Source organism: Flavobacterium sp. W22_SRS_FK3 (genome assembly GCF_052113665.1).
Taxonomy (GTDB): domain Bacteria; phylum Bacteroidota; class Bacteroidia; order Flavobacteriales; family Flavobacteriaceae; genus Flavobacterium.
In genome coordinates, this window is record NZ_JBGQOF010000005.1 from 139,839 (window position 1) to 159,189 (window position 19,351).

The following is a 19,351-nucleotide window of genomic DNA, read 5'->3' on the forward strand; positions in this document are numbered from 1 at the left end:
TCATTCTTTTACAAGATAAATTCCATCTTCTTTAATTTCTATGAGTTTATCTTTGTATAAAGCTCCAATCGCTTTTTTGAAAGTCTTTTTACTCATTTTTAATACTGTTTTAATATCTTCCGGATGTGAATTGTCGTTTAATCGTAAAAATCCTCTGTTTGCTCTTAATTCATCTAAAATTTTCTCTGCATTAGGCTCAATACTTTGATAACCCTGTACTTGCAAAGCAACATCTATTTTATTATCAGGACGAATGTTTTTGATGTAACCTCTCATCCTGTCACCTGTTCTTATGGCATCATCATAAACTTCATCTTTATACAACAATCCTTTATGCTGTTCATTGATGATAACATTAATTCCTAATTCGGTAATATGTGAAACGATCAAATCTACTTCTTCTCCTTTTTCGACCGTAAGATGATCATTTTTTAAAAATTGGTTCAGTTTACTTGAAGCTACTAAACGATTTGTTTTTTCGTCCATGTACAAATACACCAAATAACGCTTCCCTTTTTCCATCGGGCGTGCCTGCTCTTTAAACGGAACAAGAATATCCTTTTCCATTCCCCAATCCATAAAAGCACCAACCTGATTGATATAATTTACCCGTAAAAGCGCAAATTCGTTCAATAAAATATAAGGTTCAAGTGTTGTCGCAACCGGACGCTGTTCATGATCTAAATAGACAAAAACAACAAGCTCTTCGCCTATTTCAAATTCATTCGGAACGTATTTATTTGGTAATAATATATCGTGAATTCCTTCCGGATCTTTTTCAGGATTTCCTAAAAATAAACCAACTTTGGTATCACGTAATATGGTAAGTGTATTGTATTTTCCTATTTCAATCATATTCTTGAAGTTCTAAGCTCTAAATTAGCTAAGTTTTAAGGTGCAAATGTACGAAGTTTGAAAATGGTACAGCGAAAATGTTTTACATAAAAATGAAACAACCTCATTATTGCAATCTATCTTTTTTTAATTAAATTTGAGAACCTTAAATAATTTCCAGTCAAATGAAAAAAAATATCTTTTGTTTCGTTTTTATCTTTTTGTTCTTTTCTCAAATCGCCATTTCTCAAGTTGCTGAAGATCCAGAGATAAAAAAAATGATTTCTGAAGTTAAAGCCCAGAACCTGGAAATAACTGTTCAAAAATTAGTCACTTTTGGGACCAGACATACTTTAAGTGATACTAAAAGTAAAACAAAAGGAATTGGTGCAGCACAACAATGGGTAAAATCAGAATTTGAAAAATATGCATTAGAATCTGATGGAAGATTAACTTCAACAATAGATTATTTTACGGTTAAAGCAGATGGAAAACGAATTAAAGTGGATAGTCAGCTTGGAAATGTAATGGCAACTTTAAAAGGAACAGATCCTACCGATAATCGTGTACTTATCATTAGTGGTCATCTCGATTCACGTGTTTCTGACGTAATGAATGTAAAATCTGATGCACCCGGCGCAAATGACGACGGCTCAGGAGTTGCAGCTGTAATGGAACTAGCAAAAATAATGAGCAAAAGATCATTTCCTGTTACTATAATTTTTGTAGCAGTTACTGGTGAAGAACAAGGGCTTTACGGTGCCAGGCATCTTGCTGAATTTGCCAAAGAATCTAATTGGAATATAATTGCTATGTTAAATAATGACATGATTGGGAACAGTTTATCAAGCGGAACTAATCTAAGAGATAATACTCAAGTCAGAATTTTCAGCGAGAGTATTCCGTATTTAGAAACTGAGGATGAAGCTAAAATGCGTAAAGCAACTAATCGTGAGAATGATAGTGCGTCTCGTTTATTGGCAAGATATATCAAAACAATTACAGAGCAATATATTGATCAGCTTACTGTAAAATTGGTGTACAGAAATGATCGTTTTTTACGTGGAGGCGATCATACCCCTTTTAGTCAAAATGGTTTTCCAGCTGTTCGTTTTTGCGAAATGAATGAAAATTTTGATCATCAGCATCAGGATTTAAGAACGGAAAATAATGTTAAATTTGGAGATCTTCCTGAATTTATGGATTTCGACTATTTAAGAAAAAATACCTGTGCCAATTTAGCTGTTTTGGCTAATTTGGCATGGTCTCCAAAAGCTCCTGTGAATCTTGGCATTGAAGTAAAAAATCTTTCTAATTCTTCAATTTTAATTTGGAATTCACCAGAAGATAAGCCACAATTCGGATACCAAATTTTGATGCGTGAAACGTCTTCCTCTCAATGGGAAAAAACTTTTTTTGTAAAAGATACCAAAGCCGAAATTCCGTATTCTAAAGATAATTGTTTATTTGCTGTACAAACAGTTGATGCTTTAGGACATGCCAGTTTACCCGTTTTTCCAATTCCAATTCGATAAAAAAAGCGTCATTTAGACGCTTTTCTTTCATAAATTATTTTTTTAAATTAATTCTTTAAAATATTGTTTCAGAATCAAATCATTCTCTACAGATGGTGTAAAAACTTCCAGAACAGCAGGTACGTCATCTTCTGCATACAATGCTGAAATTTTGATTTCTAATGATTCTGTATCTGATGCCGTCAAATAATTAAACCGATACATTTTTGCCAAATGTTCTGCTGTTAAATGATGCGACGTTTCAAAATAAGTATTAAAAACAGGTTTTTCTTCATGACCAGGCAAAATTCTAAAAATTCCTCCTCCTCCATTATTAATCAAAATAATTTTGAAATTTTTAGGAATATAAGAATTCCATAAAGCATTGCTATCATATAAGAAGCTAATATCACCGGTAATAAAGATGGTTTGTTTTAGACTTCCAACTGCAGCACCTATTGCTGTTGATGTACTGCCATCTATTCCACTAGTTCCTCTATTGCAAAAAACTTCTATTGAAGAATCAATATCAATTAATTGTGCATATCTAATAGCAGAACTGTTGCTTATTTGCAGTTGACTGCTTTTAGGCAAAGAAGCTATTATTTTTTGAAATACTTTAAAATCAGAAAATGGTATTTTATCTAAATACTTTTGTTTTTTAATTTTTCGCAACTGATAAACCTCATTGATCTGTTTGAAATAATCACTTTCTGCAAAAACTGTTTTAGATAACAAGGCATTAAAGAAATCATTTGGGTGCATCACAAAATGTTTGGTTAAAGCATTGAATGTATCGTAAGCTCGTAAAGTATCAATATGCCAATGATGCAGCGGTTTGTATTTCCGTAAAAAACCTTTAATGCGTTTCGAAACGACCATTCCTCCAAAAGTTACTAAAATTTCAGGCTCAAACTCCTTAAAATCTATATCATCAAAAGGGGTTATTAAAGTATCAATACTATTAATAAAATTTGTATGATGTAAATTAGAAGTAGTTTCTGTCAGAACTACAATTGATGGATCATTAGCAAGATTTTCTACTGTTCTTTTATCGATTGAATCTCTTTCATTTACCCCAACTAAAATAAGTTTTCGTTTGGCCGAATTCCATATTGAAACAAAATCTTCTATATTTTCAATGGATTTTGTTTCGATAATTTCATCCGGATATGTGATTTTTGGCTGGATCGAAAGTGCTTCAACTGTTTCATATAAAGGTTCTTCAAAAGGTGCATTAATGTGAACAGGACCTCTTTGAAGAATTGCAGTTTCTATGGCTTTATTAATTTTTAAATCATTTTCATCAGAAGCCTCTTCGGTTAAATTGGCATTGAAAACCGAATGATTCTGAAAAACATTTTGCTGACGAATGGTTTGACCGTCACCGATATCAATCTTATTTTGAGGTCGATCTGCAGAAATCACAATTAATGGAATCTGACTATAAAATGCCTCTGCTACAGCAGGATAATAATTCAATAATGCCGATCCTGATGTACACACAATTGCCGTTGGTCTTTTTGTTTGCTGGGCAATTCCTAAAGCAAAAAATGCAGCACAACGCTCATCTGCTATGCTATAGCATTTAAAATTAGGATTTTGGGCAAAACCAATGGTCAAAGGAGCATTCCTGGATCCGGGAGAAATTATAATGTTATCAATTCCTTTTGCTAAACAAATTTCTATAATGCTTTGAGCAAGTGGTATTTTGGGGTAAATCATGCTAAATGGCGTATTATTTTTAAAGAAATCTAAAGTTCAGATTTTTTTTGACTACACAAAGTTACAAACTTCACTTTTGATTTAACTTATAAATAGGAATATATTGATTCAATTTCTAGAAAAAGAAAATATATTTGTAAAACCTAATTTTCTAAATAAAAAACAAACTTCTTTATGCGTTTTATATATCTGTTTTTACTTTTAATTTCTATACAAACGATAAAATCTCAAAATCAATTTATTCCGGAGGACGTACCCTATAAAAGAGCTTTAGAAAATGCAAAAAAAGAAAATAAACCTATTTTTATAATGCTTTATGCAGACTGGTGCCCACATTGCAATCAAATGAAAAAAGAAGTTTTTAGTGATTCGGCTGTTATGGATTTTTTAAAGAAAAATTATATTTGCCTTTGGAAAAATATTGAAAAAGAAGAAGGTATTTCGCTTAAAAATAAATTCAATACAAAATCATTACCTACTTTTTTGTTTTTAGATACAAATGAAACACTTATTTATGCATTAAAAGGAGAAATGAAAACAGCAGAATTCATGACTGAGGTCAGTTATGCGCTGAATCCAAGAATGCAGTTGCCTTATTTAGAAAAAGAATTCATGGCTGACACGGGCAATTCTAATAAGTTTTTTGCTTATCTAAATGTATTAAAAAAAGGAAGAGAGAGAACCGATTTATCTCCCGCAACACATTTTTATCTCGTAACGCAATCAGATGCACAGTTAGTTAGTGAAATAAACTGGCGCGCTATCGCCAATGGTGTTACAGACATCGATTCGAGAGAATTTCAATATGTTTTAAAACATCAAAAAGAATTTGCTGCCGTAGCTTCTCAAAACCGTATCGATCGTAAAATACAAAGTATCGTAACCGAATTGCTTCGCCCCCTGGTTGATAATTTGGATACCATAAATTATTATAAACAAAGAGAAATTGCAAAATCGATTCGTTTGCAGAAAACAGATTCTTTGATTTTTAAGTTCGATTTGACTTTAGCTGAAAGAACAGAAAACTGGCAATTTTACAAGAAAACAACACTTGAAAATACTGAGAATTTAGTCTGGAATGATGTTAGTTTTCTAAAAGAAATTGGCCAGACGTATTTTAAGCATATTGCTGATATAGAAAGTTTAAAAAAAGCCATTTTCTGGGTAAGCCATTCAGTAAAATTAAATGATTCTTATGACGGGAATTTGCTTTTGGCAAGACTTTACAACAAAATAAAAGAAAAAAAAATGGCCATAAAATATGCTAAAGATGCAAAAATTATTGCAAATGAAATGAATTGGAATTCAAAAGAAGTAGATGTGTTATTAACTGAACTGGGCATTAAATAACAAAAAATCATGAATGTAGTAATAAGAGATGCAACGTTAGAAGACTTAGAAAAAATATTAGAAATAGTTAACCATTCCATTTTGCATACAACAGCAAATTATAATTATGAAACTCAAAATTTAGAAGTTCAGACAAAATGGTTTGAAGATAAGAAAGCTAAAAATCTACCCATAATTGTGGCTGATTTAGATGGTGATGTAGTTGGTTTTGGGAGTTACGGCCCATTCCGTGAAAAAATTGGGTATCAATATACTGTTGAGCATTCGGTCTATGTCATAAATAATGTGATTGGAAAAAGCATTGGTTCTAAATTATTGACCGAACTGATTCGCCTGGCGAAAGAACAAAATTATCACGTCATGATTGGCGCCATTGATGCAGATAATGCCGGAAGTATTGCCTTTCATGAAAAATTTGGATTTGTTGTTACAGGAACAATTAGGGAAGTTGGTTATAAATTTGATCATTGGCTTGACTTAGTACTCATGCAATTGATTTTAGAATGATTTTTTAGTCCATCACAATAAATAAAAGAAAAGAATAATATAAAAAATCATAACCGTTTACAAATAGTATCTTTGCAGCTTTACAAATACTATGGATTTTACGTTACTCTCTTCACCTTTACAAGGATTTACCGATTTTCGATTTAGAAATACCCAAAATAGACTTTTTGGAGGAATAGACACTTTTTATTCTCCATATATTCGTTTGAATGGAAAATTGATTATAAAATCATCTTACGAAAGAGACTTGCTACCTGAAAATAATTTAGATTTAGAAGTAATTCCACAAGTGATAACGAATGATGCCGATGAGTTTTTGTTTGTTGCCAAATATGTTCAGGAATTAGGGTATAAAGAATTAAACTGGAATTTAGGCTGTCCGTATCCTATGGTAACCAAATCCGGAATGGGTTCGGGATTAATTAAAAATACGGATCAAATCAATTATATTCTGGACAGAGCTCATTCTGAAACAGATATCATTGTATCCTTGAAAATGCGTTTGGGTTATGATAATACTGATGAAATCCTGGATGTTTTACCTATTTTAGATACGTATCCAATTAAAAATATTGCCATTCATGCCCGAATTGGCAAGCAATTATACAAAGGCGGCGTTCATTTGGATGCGTTTCAGCAATGCATCGATAATACTAAACATAAACTGTATTACAATGGTGATATTACTTCTGTAGCTAGATTTCACGAAATGCAAGAGCGTTTCCCAACCATAGACCATTGGATGATTGGAAGAGGCTTAATAGCTGACCCTTTTTTACCATCAATGATAAAAAACAACACATCTGAATATCCTAAAAATAAAATGGAGTTGTTCAGTGACTTCCATGAAACCTTATATGCTATTTATAGCGAATCCTTATCAGGTCAAACTCATATTTTATTGAAGATGTATCACTTATGGGAATATTTTTCGGAGACCTTTTCAAATCCACACAAAATATTGAAACAGATAAAAAAGGCAAAGAGCATTCGGAATTATGAAGCAGCAGTTGCATCTATTTTCAAAAACGAAAAATGAGATTTTAAGTTTCCTAAAAATCTCATTTCAAATTAATTTTAAATATCACTATCCTTTAATCCAGTTAATAATTTCAGGATCTGTAGGCAATGTTTTTGGTTTAATAACCTTTACTAATTCCCCTTTTTCATTAATTAGATATTTCTGAAAATTCCACTCAACTTCAGAATCTTGTAAACCGTTTTTAGATTTCTGTGTCAGAAATTTATAAACTTCACACATATCATCTCCTTTTACAGAAACTTTATTCATCATTGGGAAAGTAACACCATAATTTTGCTGGCAAAATGTTTCAATTTCTTTAGCAGTTCCTGGTTCCTGAGATGCAAAATTATTTGCCGGAAATCCTACAATCACAAAACCTTTGTCTTTATATTCTTTATAAATCGCTTCAAGATCTTTGTACTGAGGTGTTAATCCACATTTTGAAGCGGTATTTACAATCATAATTTTTTTTCCTTTTAAAGAAGCAAAATCAAAAGTATCACCTGATAAATCTTCCACTTTGTATTTATATATGTTTTCTTTAGTCATAACATTCTCTGTTTTAAGTGATTTTATTTTATTGGTTTGTGCCTGATTTTGGCAACTAAATAAAAAAACAACACTGCATATTATAAATATTTTTTTCATCGCTTATATTTTTTATAAAATTAGTTAAATTCTGACTCAAATTAAGAATTTGAAAGATTTATTTATTTTAAATAAAAGTTAAATAAAAAAAGTGAAGCCTAACGTTAATCAGGCGTTAGGCTTCTCCCTACAAACAAATCAAACCATGTAAAAACTTATCAATACTTATTTAAAAGTGTATAATTTTAAAAATCGTTAATAACCGGAAGGTCAAACAGTCCAGTTGTTCTAAAATAAACTGAACTGCTATACTTCCGTCCCCAATGCTTTTATTTCTTTACTTCTTAATTTCAATTTAACTTATGTTTTCTTTTTTTAGTTGATGCTCCGGTAATGAGCAGTCTATAATTAAAAAACATGTAATATTAAGTGATTCCAAAATGTGGTATTTAAAAAGGCAACCACCTAATTTATTAGCACATGAGCAACTTAAAATTATTAACTATTTGTTTAAAAGTCCGAAGCTATCAACTATCAATACTTTTGAACTTCTTTATATTTTCATTACCTCTAAAAATTAAATTTTCAATATTTTTTGCTTCTTGCTATTAAAATGAATGTTTAATTTTATGTTATAATAGCATTTACGTAAAAGGATTGTTTATGGTTTTAAAAAAAAACAAAAAAAAAGTTTTTTTTTTATAGTTCCTTATTTTTCAAGGCTTCACACTGCCAAAAAAATTAAAAAAATTAAAAAAAATAAATTATCTTTATCACAAGGCATAAAAAAAGTAAATTAAACTTTGTTAAAACTTAAAACCTAAATTTATGAGTCAAGAAGAATTATTAGTTTTAATCTACAAGAAAGATGAAAAGGCTTTTACACACTTGTATGACATGTATTCCAAAAGTCTATTTTCGGTCATCAATGTTTTGATAAAAAACCGTGAAGAAGCTGAAGATGTTTTACAGGAAGTTTTCGTTAAAATCTGGAAAAACATAGATTCATATAACGAAGGTAAAGGTCGTTTTTATACCTGGATCCTTAATATTGCCCGAAATACTTCTATTGATAAGTTAAGATCTAAAAATTTTAACAACAGTCAAAAAAACCTTTCTTCCGATAATTTCGTACATCTGTTAGATGACAGTAACAAACTCTCTAATAAAATTGATGCAATTGGAATTCATGAATTTGTAAAAAAATTAAAACCAAAATGTATTGAAATTATCGATTTGTTATTCTTTAAAGGATATACCCAACAAGAAGCTTCAGAAGAACTGGCTATGCCATTGGGGACTATAAAAACACAAAACAGAAACTGTATTAACGATTTACGTAATTATTTAAAAATATAATGGAAGCAAAAGAATATATAGAATCAGGAATTTTAGAACTATATGTTTACGGTTTATTAACCGAATCTGAAAACCTGGAAGTAGCCGAAATGGCAAAAAATAATCCCGAAGTTGAACAGGAAATTCTTTCGATAGAAAAAGCAATAGTAGCTTTATCATCTAGTTTTTCACCATTTCATTCGGTAGCCAATTTCGAGAAAATAAAAGCACGCTTAGAACTGAAACATGGTAAAGTGATAGAAATGAAACCAGCATCAAACTGGTCTCAGTATGTTGGGTGGGCGGCAGCTGTATTGTTATTATTAGGATTAGGCTACCAAACTTTAGAATTGACAAAAACAAAAGGAGCTATTGCAACTGTAGGTAATGAAAAAAACAAAATTGAAAGAGAATTTGCTTATTTAGAACAACAAAATAAACAAACAGAAAAAAGCTTAACAATTGTTAGGGATATTAAAAACACTGGTGTAACACTCGGTGGTCAGGCTGTTTCTCCGACATCGTTTGCAAAAGTATATTGGAATAAGGATACTAAAACCACTTATATAGATGCTGCCGGTTTACCAAAACCTCCAGAAGGAATGGTGTATCAGGTTTGGGCTCTTAAACTAAGTCCTACCCTAACTCCAACAAGTATTGGTTTATTAAGTGATTTTGAGGCAAACGATCAAAAGATATTTGCTGTTGATCAAACTGCTTATGCAGAAGCTTTTGGGATAACACTTGAACCGGCTGGCGGAAGTCTTTCTCCTACAATGGAACAATTATATACTCTAGGTAAAGTCTAATTATATGTAAAGTTAAATTTAGCTTATTAACAATTCCCAAATTTCAAAAGTTTGGGAATTTTTTTTAATCAATTCCTGAATTTTAAGATTTAAAAAAAAATCCTTTAAAAAATAATATATTCTTATAAACATCAGAATAAAGTAGGTTTCCACTCAAAAGTTTATTGCAGAATTATAAATATTTTATAAAAACATTCATTTTAAATTTTATTGAATTAAATTTGTGCAATCGATTACATTAACCACTTGTAAACTTTTAAACAACCTAAAATTTAATTTTTATGAAAAAAACTTTCCCCTTATTCTTTTTCCTACTGAGTATATCCAGCCTTTTTGCTCAGAATTATTATATGTCAGCTCCTGAAGGATTTGGTGCTGCAGCAACCGGAGGTGGAACACCAACTGCTTCTAATACTGTAACGGTTACTAATTACAATCAATTTAAAACAGCTCTTAACTCAACTGCAAGTTCTACTTCTGTAATTTTGGTTTCGGGAACAATCACATGTGATTATACAACTGTGCAACTAAATGATAAAACCATTATTGGATTACCGGGAGCAAAACTTGTAAATACACAATTTTCTGATAATATTGATCCTAAAGTTGATCCATCCAGAAAAGATCCATCCGGAATTCTAAATATTAAGCCAGGATCCAGTAATATAATTATTAGAAATTTAATTTTTGAAGGACCGGGTGCTTTTGATGTTGATGGCAGAGATAATTTAACAAATGAAGGTATTAATGTATGGGTTGATCATTGTGAGTTTCAAGATGGTGAAGATGGCAATTTTGACAACAAAGGAAAAGCAGATAATGTAACTATTTCATGGTGTAAATTTACCTATTTGAAGTCACCAATTAGTGGTGGATTTGGCAAAACAGATGATCACAGATTTACAGATTTAGTTGGTTCTTCAAAAACAGATTTTCCTACTGACGGAAATTATAGTATTACTTTTAAAAACTGCTATTGGGCCGAAGGATGCAAAGAGAGAATGCCAAGAGCAAGAAATGCTCAATTGCATATCTTAAACTGTTATTACAAAACGTCAGTTGCAGGATCATTGGCTATTGGTCTTGGAGGAGGAACGAACAATACTACTTGCTATGTAGAAAACACAAACTTTGCTACTATAGGCACTGTTTACAAAGATTATATTTCAACTGATGGTGGAACTGTGGGTGTGGCATTTGATGGTTGTATTAATAGAGCTAATTCAGTTACGGGTACAGTTTCAAAACCATCTTATTCTTATACTGTACTAGCTGCAGCAGATATAGCTGGATATATAAATAACTCTTGCGGTGCCGGAGCTACATTACTCGTTTCAGCTACAGGCGAAATATCTGCAAATACAAGTTGTAATACTTTAGGTATTAATGATAATGTATCAAACTTAGAACTTCAATTTTATCCAACGGTTATTGATAATATTTTAAACATCGAATTTTCAAGCATTGAAAATGGTGAAGCTGCTATAGAAATATACTCTGTAAATGGCAGTAAAGTTTATACTTCTTCTAAATCTGTTACTGGTAATGAAAAAGTAGAATTAAACATTGCAAACCTTGCTAAAGGAGTTTATATCTGTAAAGTACAAATTGAAAACAGAGTTAAAACTTTTAAGGTTGTAAAAAATTAGTTTTAAAAATATCTTTCTAAAAAGGCTATTGAATTATCAATAGCTTTTTTTATGCCTTAGATGTAAGTTATTAAAACATTTTAATTCTAATCATTATATAAAAAAAACCGATTTGCATTTATACAAATCGGTTATATTATTTTAAAAATGAAATTCTTTAAAAAGCGGCCTTCATTTTATCTTTAATATTATCTAAACATAAATTATTAATACTTCCTTCGTGTGTATGCTTTGTTTGTTTTGGAGATTTAAAGGTTCCGGCCTCCAATTGTTCTGCAACAGCTTTGTAGGCATCCCTAAAAGGCATCCCAGCAACCACCATTTCGTTTAAAGTATCTACAGTAAACAAATAGTCGTATTTTTTATCTTTTAATATATTTTCTTTTACGGTAATATCTTTTACGGAGAAAATGGCGATATCCAGACACGCTTTTAGGTTTTGAAGCGCAGGAAATAAACCTTCTTTTAGTAATTGTAAATCTCTGTGATAACCGCTTGGTAAATTGTTTGTAATTAAAGTGATTTCGTACGGAAGCGCCTGAATCTTATTACATTTTCCTCTGATTAATTCAAACACATCGGGGTTTTTCTTGTGAGGCATAATGCTGGAACCTGTCGTAAGATGCGCCGGCAAACTGATAAAGTCAAAGTTCTGACTCATATATAAACAAACATCCATAGCAAATTTTGACAGCGTTGCTGCAACACTGCTCATCGCAAACGCAACTGTTTTCTCTGCTTTTCCACGGCTCATTTGTGCCGCAACTGCATTGAATTTTAAAGTCTCAAAACCTAATTCCTGAGTGGTAAAAGTCCTGTTGATTGGAAAAGAACTTCCGTAACCTGCAGCAGAGCCTAATGGATTTTGATCTACCACTTTTAATGCTGCATTCAACATCGTGATATCATCAATAAAACTCTCGGCGTAAGCTGAAAACCACATTCCGAATGAGGATGGCATGGCGATTTGCAAATGTGTATAACCTGGTAATAAAACATTTTGATGTTTTTCTGCAGATTCCATTAACAAGTCAAAAAGTGTTTTTACCTGCTCTTTTAATGCTTTCAATTCATCTTTTAGATACAGATGAACATCAACCAAAACCTGATCGTTACGGGAACGCGCGGTATGGATTTTCTTTCCGGCATCGCCCAATTTTATGGTTAAAAGATATTCAATTTTGGAATGTACGTCTTCGAAACTCTCTTCTATTTCGAAATCTCCAACTACAATATCAGCGATGATATCATTTAATGCATCAACTAAAGAAGCAGTTTCTTCTGAAGTTAGTAATCCTATTTGCCCAAGCATTTTTGCATGCGCAATTGAACCTAAAGCATCGTATTTTGCGAGAACCAAATCCAATTCACGGTCATTGCCAACGGTGAAATGTTCGATTTGTTTGTCTGTTGGTATTCCTTTTTCCCAAAGTTTCATAACTTAGTTTTTTTAGACTTCTTACATTTTAGATTTTTAGACTTCTTAGATTTTGAATCTTTTGAAATTTATATTTTCTAATTACTCTGAAGTCATTGTTATACTGTAGCTGTTCTAGCCCCGATAGTAGTGAAAATCCTTTTTCTGGCTTCTTTAGCCAGGAAAAGATTGTAACGGATAGCGGGAAATAGCTCCTGAATGATTTTATAATTTAAAGAAATCAGTTAGTATTTTGATGTACAACTCTATTCCTTCTTCGATTTCGTTGATAAAAATAAATTCGTCTGCCGAGTGTGACCGCAGGGTTTCGCCTGGACCTAATTTTAAAGACTGACAGCTCAAAACTGATTGATCTGAAAGTGTTGGCGAACCATAAGTTGTTCTTCCTAAAGCGATCCCTGCCTGTACTAAACCATGCGCAACCGGAATAGACGATGCGTTTAAATGCATTGATCTCGGCGTTACTTCGGCATTTAGATTTGTTTTCACCACTTCCAGAATTTCAGAATTGGTGTAACAATCATTTACACGAATATCAACTACCAAATCACATTCTGATGGAACTACATTATGCTGTTTTCCTGCGTTGATTTGCGTTACAGTCATTTTTACGGGACCTAAAACGTCTGATATTTTATCGAATTTATAATTTTTAAACCATTCCATTACATCAATTGATTTGTATAATGAATTATCATCATTTTGATGCGCGGCGTGACTTGCCGTTCCTTTTACTTTTACATCCAGAACCAACAAACCTTTTTCAGCAACAGCTAACTGCATCAAAGTAGGTTCGCCGACGATGGCACAATCCAGCTCTGGTAAATGTTTCAAAACACTGTTTAAACCGTTTTTACCGCTGCTTTCTTCTTCGGCAGAAGCCACAATAACTAAGTTATGTGACAAGTTTTGATTTTCATAAAAATGAACAAAAGCCGCTAATAACGATACTAAACATCCTCCGGCATCATTACTTCCTAACCCAAATAATTTACCGTCTTTTTCGATGGCTTTAAACGGATCGTTTGTATAAGCCTGATTTGGCCTTACAGTATCGTGATGCGAATTCAGTAAAAGGGTTGGTTTATTTTGATCGAAATATTTATTGAAAGCCCACACATTATTGTTTTCTCTTTTAAAGGGAATCTCGTTTTGATTGAACCAATTCTCTATCAAAAGTGCCGTTTGATCTTCTTCACTGGAAAATGAAGGTGTCTCAATTAGATTTTTTAATAGCATTATGGCTTCCTGGGTAAGCGTTTCTATATTTTTCATTTCTTATTTTGGTACTGGTATACTAGGAATGCAAAAGTCAGAGTTTCTTGTGAACTTAGCAACTTTTTTCTTTTATAATGTAATTGTCGTGTGCAAAACTTCAGGCTTTTTTAGCATTTTGTGATGCCCTATTTTTATTTTTTGAACACCTCGTGACAAACTGTTGAAACAATTATCCAATTTTGGAATCATTCCCGAATGAATTATATTTTCGGCTTTTAGCTTGTTGTATAATTCTTCATTAATTTCAGTAATTACAGAAGAATTATCCTCTGAATCCTGCAAAACACCTTGTTTTTCAAAACAATATGTTAGTGTAACATCAAAAACTTCAGATAATGCAATGGCTAATTCACTCGCTATTGTATCGGCATTTGTGTTTAATAATTGTCCGTTTTTGTCGTGTGTAATAGCGCAGAAAACAGGTACAATTTCGTTTTCAAGCAAGGTTTTCAATAAAGATGTATTTACTTGTTTTACATCTCCAACGAATCCGTAATCTATTGTGGGGTGATTTCTTTTAACAGATTGAATCAAATTTCCGTCAGCACCTGAAAAACCAATGGCATTATTATCTTTTGCCTGTAATTGTGCCACTATATGTTTGTTGATTTGTCCTGCGTAAATCATCACCACAACCTCAAGCATTGGAGCATCGGTAATTCTGCGGCCTTCAATCATTTGAGGTACTAAACCAATACTTTGCGCCATTTTTGTGGCTGATTTTCCACCACCGTGAACTAAAACTTTATATCCTTTGATTTTAGAAAAATCAGTTAAGAATTGCTCTAATTCATTTGGATTATCTATAATATTTCCGCCAATTTTTATTACTGTAACATTCATTTCTTTAAGCTTCTGGAATACTAAGGTTTGAGGTTCAAAGAAAAATTAGCATCTTAGTAACTCAGAACCTTAGAATTTATTTACAATTTCTTTAAAATCTTCTGTAAAACTAATTGTGCTGCATACGTTCTGTTATTCGCCTGCTCAATTACGATTGAATTTACACTGTCAATCACTTCGTCACTTACAATTACGTTACGGCGAACCGGCAGACAGTGCATGAATTTTCCGTTATTGGTTAAAGCCATTTTTTCGGCAGTTACTGTCCAGCTTGGGTCGATATTACTTACTTTTCCGTAATCGTTGAAGTTACTCCAGTTTTTCACGTAAACAAAATCGGCATTTTCGAACGCTTTATTTTGATTGTATTCAATTTTGCAGTCTTTTGTAATTTCCGCACTCAACTCATAGCCTTCCGGATGTGTAATTATAAAATCCATGTCTTTTTGCATTTGCATCATTTCTACAAATGAGTTTGCCACTGCCTGAGGTAATGCTTTTGGATGAGGCGCCCACGAAAGCACCACTTTGGGTTTATGTTGTGTTTTGTATTCTTCCATTGTGATAGCATCTGCCAAAGACTGCAATGGATGACGTACAGCACTTTCCATATTAACAATTGGAACTGTGGCATGTTTCAAGAATCCTGAAATTACTGTTTCAGCATAATCTTTTTCCTTGTCAACTAAACCTGCGAAAGCACGAATCGCGATAATATCACAATATTGTGAAACTACTTCCGCAGCTTCTTTTATATGCTCAGATGCACCAGAATTCATTACGGCACCGTCTTCAAACTCTAATGTCCAGCCTTCGTTTGTAAAATTCATTACCATAACGTTCATTCCTAAGTTTAAAGCCGCCTTTTGAGTACTCAAACGCGTTCTTAAACTAGGATTAAAGAATAACATTCCTAAAGTTTTATTCTTTCCTAAACTTTGATTTTTAAGCGGGTTCTTCTTTATTTTTAACGCGCTTTTTACCCATTTTGATAATGAGTTAATATCCTGAATTGAAATATAGTTCATGTTTTTTTGATTAATCGGTTAATCTTTCATTTGTTTAATCGATATTTTATATTTTTTATTCTTTCGTAATTGCCTTCTTTTATTCGATTAACCGAATTAACCGTTAAAAAATAACCCTTTTTACACAATCTTAGTAAAAGGAATTTCTCCTTCTAATGCCTTTAAAATAAAATTATCATTTAATCCATTCACAATCCAGGTTTCAATGTTAGCGGCTTTTGCGATTCCGGCTGCTTCGATTTTGGATTGCATTCCCCCTGTTCCGTGTGACGATTTTGATTCTCCAATTTCCTTTTCTAAAAGTTTTAAATCATTTACCAAACGGATCGTTTCCGGAATTTCATCATGAATGGATTCTTTTATGTAAATTCCGTTGGTATTGGTAGCGATTATCAAAATATCAACGTCTAATAAAACTGCTGTTAAAGCCGCTAATTTATCATTGTCTCCAAACCGAATTTCATCTGTAGCGACTGTATCGTTTTCATTAATAATCGGAATGTAATTATTCTCAACCAAAACATTAATCGTATTAACAATATTTACTTTTGACTGGTCTTTTTCAAAATCAGAGTAAGACAACAAACATTGTGATGTTAACAAACCTAAATCGCTAAAGTTTTCATGAAAAATTCGCATTAAATGTGGCTGACCAATTGATGCTAAAGCTTGTTTCAATGCAATTTCTTTGCCTTTGCTTTCTAGTTTTACAAACTGTTTGGCTGCAGCAATCGCTCCTGAACTCACGATTACAAATTCATAATCTTTGTTCAAAGCGGCTATCTGCATACCAATATCCTCAATCTTTCCCCGCGAAATATGATTGGTTTCTTTGGTTAAGGTATTACTTCCTATTTTTAATAAAATTCTTTTTTTACTCATTATTATTTTTTTACCGCAGTTCTATTTAACCGCAAAGTGCGCAAGGTTTTTAATTTTATTTGTTTAGATAAAAGCTAAGTTCACAAAGCTAAATCTTAAATAAATTTCTAAATTGTAAATTCAAAATAAGTTTGTCACATTTTCTAATTGACAAATTATCTCAATTACCTAATTTGCCCTTCTCCATAAATATACCATTTATTGGTAACCAGATGCTGCAACCCAATTGGTCCCCTTTGGTGTAATTTATCCGTACTGATAGCTAATTCTCCTCCCAATCCTAATTGAAAACCATCCGTAAATCGGGTAGAAACATTTTGATAAACAGCCGCAGCATCAATACTTTCCATGAAATTTTGCGCAATAGCATCATTTCTAGTAATGATAGAAGCCGAATGTCCTCCACAATATGTATTGATTTTAGCAATTGCTTCCGAATCAGAATTAACAGTTCCAATCACAATTTTATAATCTAAAAACTCTTCGTACCAAATATTTTCGTCTGAAAGCACTTTTGTATTTTTAAAAGTTTCCAAAGATTGATCAACCAAAATTTCAACTTTAGCTTCTGTCAATTCTTCAATTAGCATGGCAGCAAAACCTTCAAAATTTGGAATTCTATTGTCAATTAAAACTTTGTCAACAGCATTACAGGCGGAAATTTTAGCTGTTTTAGCATTCAGAATTACTTTTAAGGCAATTTCCAAATCAGCTTCCTGCTGAACATAAACGAAATTATTTCCGCGACCGCTTACAATTACAGGACAGGTTGCGTGTTTTTTGACAAACTCAATCAATTTTTCACCGCCACGAGGAACAATTAAATCAACCTTTTGCGTTGGATTTTCCAGAAAAGCCTGAGTTTCGGTACGATTATAATTCAGATATTCAACCCAGTTTTTTGAAACACCATTTTCTTCTAAAGCCTGATGCCATAAACTCACAATCTTCAAATTAGATTGTAAAGACTCTTTTCCACCCTTTAATAAAATCTTATTTCCGGATTTAAAAGCAATTCCTCCCGCTTCAATCGTTACATCAGGCCTTGATTCGTAAATAATTAAAACTGTTCCAAAAACCGCTGTTTTATTCGTTACCCGAATTCCATTATCATGAACAAAATGAAAACGCTCAACTCCTACAGGATCTTCCTGAGCAGCCAATTGGTTTAATGATAAAATCATCTCGTCTACTTTTTTATCATCAACTTTCAGTCGTTCTTCCATCGCTAAATCAGAACCGTCATAAGCTATCAAATCTTTCTGATTTTCTAAAATAATCTGGCTCCGCTCTTGCTCTACCAGTTTTGCCATGGCGTGCAAAACCAGATTGCGTTTTTCAATTGATAATGGATTCATAATTTATAGTTGGTTGGTTTTTTGGTATTTCTAATCTTAATTTTTAAGCTCTTCCAGACTCTCTTTTAAGGCTACAATAAAAGTATCAATGTGTGATTTTTTCACAGTAAGCGGTGGCAAAATTCTTAAGAGATTTTTATTATTAGCACTTCCTGTAAAAATATGTTTCTCTATAATTAGTTTTTTTCTTAGAGCAGAAACATCAAAATCGAATTCAACTCCAAGCATTAAACCTTTTCCTTTTACTTGTTTGATTCCGGGAACTTCTTTGATTTTCTCTAAAAAGTATTCATAAACTTCATTTACATTCTTTTGCAAATCAAGTTTTTCAATTACATCTAAAACCGCAATTCCTGCGGCACAAGACAAATGGCTTCCGCCGAAAGTAGTTCCTAATAATCCGAAACTTGCTTCAAATTTTGGAGAAATTAAAATCGCTCCAACCGGAAATCCGTTCCCCATTCCTTTTGCAACTGAAATAATATCCGGATTGATTCCGTGATGTTGAAAAGCGAAAAACTTCCCGCTTCTTCCGTATCCTGATTGTACTTCATCTAAAATCAAGACCACATCATGTTTTTTACATGCTTTTTCTAAAGCCTGGAAAAAATCAGTTGTCCCCTGGTCTAAACCTCCAACTCCTTGAATTCCTTCAATAATTACGGCTGTAACATCTCCTTTAGACAGTTCTGCTTCAACTAATTCTATTTGGTTTAATGGCAAAAAAGTAACTTCTTGCTGCGCATTTAAAGGTGCAACAATCTTTTTATTATCGGTAACGGCAACCGCTGCAGAAGTTCTTCCGTGAAAAGAATTATCAAAAGCCACAACTCTTGATTTTCCGTTATGGAAAGAAGCCAGCTTTAAGGCATTTTCATTAGCCTCAGCACCAGAACTGCATAAAAACAATTCATAATCTTGTAATCCTGAAAGTTTTCCTAATTTTTGAGCCAATTCTACCTGCAAAGGATTCTGAATTGCATTTGAATAAAATCCTAAATGATCTAATTGATTTTTTAGTTTTTCAACATAATCAGGTTGCGTGTGGCCGATAGAAATCACACCATGTCCGCTGTATAAATCTAAATATTCTACTCCTTTGTCGTCAATAATTGTACAATCAATTGCTTTTACTGGAGTTATGTTATATAATGGGTAAACGTTGAATAAATTCATTTTTTTAGTT

The 19,351-nt window shown here is 32.4% G+C and carries 17 protein-coding genes; 7 read left to right on the forward strand and 10 right to left on the reverse strand.

Going from position 1 to position 19,351, the window contains the following annotated elements; all coding sequences use genetic code 11:
• Positions 1-855 carry a CvfB family protein gene (locus tag ACEN2I_RS06585; protein ID WP_441765301.1) on the reverse strand — a complete coding sequence of 285 codons (855 nt, stop codon included), beginning with the start codon at positions 853-855 and terminating at the stop codon, positions 1-3.
• Between the two features lie 164 nt (positions 856-1,019).
• Here ACEN2I_RS06585 and ACEN2I_RS06590 point away from each other — a divergent pair, with 164 nt between their 5' ends.
• Positions 1,020-2,369 carry a M28 family metallopeptidase gene (locus ACEN2I_RS06590; protein ID WP_441765302.1) on the forward strand — a complete coding sequence of 450 codons (1,350 nt, stop codon included), beginning with the start codon at positions 1,020-1,022 and terminating at the stop codon, positions 2,367-2,369.
• 42 nt (positions 2,370-2,411) lie between these two features.
• Here ACEN2I_RS06590 and menD read toward each other — a convergent pair whose 3' ends face one another.
• A complete protein-coding gene (menD, locus tag ACEN2I_RS06595) occupies positions 2,412-4,073 on the reverse strand; it encodes a 2-succinyl-5-enolpyruvyl-6-hydroxy-3-cyclohexene-1-carboxylic-acid synthase (RefSeq protein WP_441765303.1) in 1,662 nt (553 codons plus the stop codon).
• A gap of 174 nt (positions 4,074-4,247) precedes the next feature.
• On the opposite strand from menD, the gene ACEN2I_RS06600 reads away from it, so the two are divergent.
• The 3 genes from ACEN2I_RS06600 to ACEN2I_RS06610 all read left to right on the forward strand — a co-directional run bounded on the left by ACEN2I_RS06600 (position 4,248) and on the right by ACEN2I_RS06610 (position 6,969).
• The gene (locus tag ACEN2I_RS06600; protein ID WP_441765304.1) at positions 4,248-5,423 is read left to right on the forward strand and encodes a thioredoxin family protein; all 1,176 of its coding nucleotides are present in this window, start codon (positions 4,248-4,250) and stop codon (positions 5,421-5,423) included.
• Between the two features lie 9 nt (positions 5,424-5,432).
• On the forward strand, positions 5,433-5,930 hold the full coding sequence (locus tag ACEN2I_RS06605; protein WP_441765305.1) for a GNAT family N-acetyltransferase: 498 nt from the start codon (positions 5,433-5,435) through the stop codon (positions 5,928-5,930).
• Between the two features lie 91 nt (positions 5,931-6,021).
• Entirely contained in the window at positions 6,022-6,969 is a 948-nt protein-coding gene (locus tag ACEN2I_RS06610) for a tRNA dihydrouridine synthase (RefSeq protein WP_441765306.1), read from the forward strand.
• A 48-nt stretch (positions 6,970-7,017) separates the two neighbouring features.
• Here the strand turns inward: ACEN2I_RS06610 and ACEN2I_RS06615 are convergent, their stop codons facing one another.
• On the reverse strand, positions 7,018-7,602 hold the full coding sequence (locus ACEN2I_RS06615; RefSeq protein WP_441765307.1) for a glutathione peroxidase: 585 nt from the start codon (positions 7,600-7,602) through the stop codon (positions 7,018-7,020).
• Positions 7,603-8,370: 768 nt separating this feature from the next.
• On the opposite strand from ACEN2I_RS06615, the gene ACEN2I_RS06620 reads away from it, so the two are divergent.
• The 3 genes from ACEN2I_RS06620 to ACEN2I_RS06630 all read left to right on the forward strand — a co-directional run bounded on the left by ACEN2I_RS06620 (position 8,371) and on the right by ACEN2I_RS06630 (position 11,338).
• A complete protein-coding gene (locus ACEN2I_RS06620; RefSeq protein ID WP_441765308.1) occupies positions 8,371-8,901 on the forward strand; it encodes an RNA polymerase sigma factor in 531 nt (176 codons plus the stop codon).
• Positions 8,901-9,689, forward strand: coding sequence for an anti-sigma factor (locus ACEN2I_RS06625; protein ID WP_441765309.1), 789 nt, complete (start codon positions 8,901-8,903; stop codon positions 9,687-9,689). The genes ACEN2I_RS06620 and ACEN2I_RS06625 overlap by 1 nt, the downstream gene beginning before the upstream one ends.
• Positions 9,690-9,970: 281 nt before the next feature.
• On the forward strand, positions 9,971-11,338 hold the full coding sequence (locus ACEN2I_RS06630; RefSeq protein WP_441765310.1) for a pectate lyase family protein: 1,368 nt from the start codon (positions 9,971-9,973) through the stop codon (positions 11,336-11,338).
• 157 nt (positions 11,339-11,495) lie between these two features.
• Here the strand turns inward: ACEN2I_RS06630 and argH are convergent, their stop codons facing one another.
• The 7 genes from argH to ACEN2I_RS06665 all read right to left on the reverse strand — a co-directional run bounded on the left by argH (position 11,496) and on the right by ACEN2I_RS06665 (position 19,341).
• Positions 11,496-12,776 carry an argininosuccinate lyase gene (gene argH, locus ACEN2I_RS06635; RefSeq protein ID WP_441765311.1) on the reverse strand — a complete coding sequence of 427 codons (1,281 nt, stop codon included), beginning with the start codon at positions 12,774-12,776 and terminating at the stop codon, positions 11,496-11,498.
• Between the two features lie 204 nt (positions 12,777-12,980).
• Positions 12,981-14,051, reverse strand: a complete 1,071-nt coding sequence (locus ACEN2I_RS06640) for a M20 family metallo-hydrolase (RefSeq protein WP_441765312.1) — start codon at positions 14,049-14,051, stop codon at positions 12,981-12,983.
• A gap of 72 nt (positions 14,052-14,123) precedes the next feature.
• The gene (gene argB, locus ACEN2I_RS06645) at positions 14,124-14,897 is read right to left on the reverse strand and encodes an acetylglutamate kinase (RefSeq protein WP_441765313.1); all 774 of its coding nucleotides are present in this window, start codon (positions 14,895-14,897) and stop codon (positions 14,124-14,126) included.
• A gap of 80 nt (positions 14,898-14,977) precedes the next feature.
• Positions 14,978-15,925 (reverse strand): N-acetylornithine carbamoyltransferase, encoded by a 948-nt coding sequence (locus tag ACEN2I_RS06650; RefSeq protein WP_441765314.1) that lies wholly within the window; start codon positions 15,923-15,925, stop codon positions 14,978-14,980.
• A 120-nt stretch (positions 15,926-16,045) separates the two neighbouring features.
• Positions 16,046-16,807, reverse strand: coding sequence for a glutamate 5-kinase (gene proB, locus ACEN2I_RS06655; RefSeq protein WP_441765315.1), 762 nt, complete (start codon positions 16,805-16,807; stop codon positions 16,046-16,048).
• Between the two features lie 164 nt (positions 16,808-16,971).
• Positions 16,972-18,165 (reverse strand): glutamate-5-semialdehyde dehydrogenase, encoded by a 1,194-nt coding sequence (locus tag ACEN2I_RS06660; RefSeq protein ID WP_441765316.1) that lies wholly within the window; start codon positions 18,163-18,165, stop codon positions 16,972-16,974.
• 36 nt (positions 18,166-18,201) lie between these two features.
• Positions 18,202-19,341 (reverse strand): aspartate aminotransferase family protein, encoded by a 1,140-nt coding sequence (locus ACEN2I_RS06665; RefSeq protein WP_441765317.1) that lies wholly within the window; start codon positions 19,339-19,341, stop codon positions 18,202-18,204.
• Positions 19,342-19,351: the final 10 nt, after the last annotated feature.

Coding starts and splice junctions, on each gene's coding strand:
- ACEN2I_RS06585 (WP_441765301.1), bottom strand. CDS start 855: ATGATTGAAATAGGAAAATACAATACACTTACCATATTACGTGATACC.
- ACEN2I_RS06590 (WP_441765302.1), top strand. CDS start 1,020: ATGAAAAAAAATATCTTTTGTTTCGTTTTTATCTTTTTGTTCTTTTCT.
- menD (WP_441765303.1), bottom strand. CDS start 4,073: ATGATTTACCCCAAAATACCACTTGCTCAAAGCATTATAGAAATTTGT.
- ACEN2I_RS06600 (WP_441765304.1), top strand. CDS start 4,248: ATGCGTTTTATATATCTGTTTTTACTTTTAATTTCTATACAAACGATA.
- ACEN2I_RS06605 (WP_441765305.1), top strand. CDS start 5,433: ATGAATGTAGTAATAAGAGATGCAACGTTAGAAGACTTAGAAAAAATA.
- ACEN2I_RS06610 (WP_441765306.1), top strand. CDS start 6,022: ATGGATTTTACGTTACTCTCTTCACCTTTACAAGGATTTACCGATTTT.
- ACEN2I_RS06615 (WP_441765307.1), bottom strand. CDS start 7,602: ATGAAAAAAATATTTATAATATGCAGTGTTGTTTTTTTATTTAGTTGC.
- ACEN2I_RS06620 (WP_441765308.1), top strand. CDS start 8,371: ATGAGTCAAGAAGAATTATTAGTTTTAATCTACAAGAAAGATGAAAAG.
- ACEN2I_RS06625 (WP_441765309.1), top strand. CDS start 8,901: ATGGAAGCAAAAGAATATATAGAATCAGGAATTTTAGAACTATATGTT.
- ACEN2I_RS06630 (WP_441765310.1), top strand. CDS start 9,971: ATGAAAAAAACTTTCCCCTTATTCTTTTTCCTACTGAGTATATCCAGC.
- argH (WP_441765311.1), bottom strand. CDS start 12,776: ATGAAACTTTGGGAAAAAGGAATACCAACAGACAAACAAATCGAACAT.
- ACEN2I_RS06640 (WP_441765312.1), bottom strand. CDS start 14,051: ATGAAAAATATAGAAACGCTTACCCAGGAAGCCATAATGCTATTAAAA.
- argB (WP_441765313.1), bottom strand. CDS start 14,897: ATGAATGTTACAGTAATAAAAATTGGCGGAAATATTATAGATAATCCA.
- ACEN2I_RS06650 (WP_441765314.1), bottom strand. CDS start 15,925: ATGAACTATATTTCAATTCAGGATATTAACTCATTATCAAAATGGGTA.
- proB (WP_441765315.1), bottom strand. CDS start 16,807: ATGAGTAAAAAAAGAATTTTATTAAAAATAGGAAGTAATACCTTAACC.
- ACEN2I_RS06660 (WP_441765316.1), bottom strand. CDS start 18,165: ATGAATCCATTATCAATTGAAAAACGCAATCTGGTTTTGCACGCCATG.
- ACEN2I_RS06665 (WP_441765317.1), bottom strand. CDS start 19,341: ATGAATTTATTCAACGTTTACCCATTATATAACATAACTCCAGTAAAA.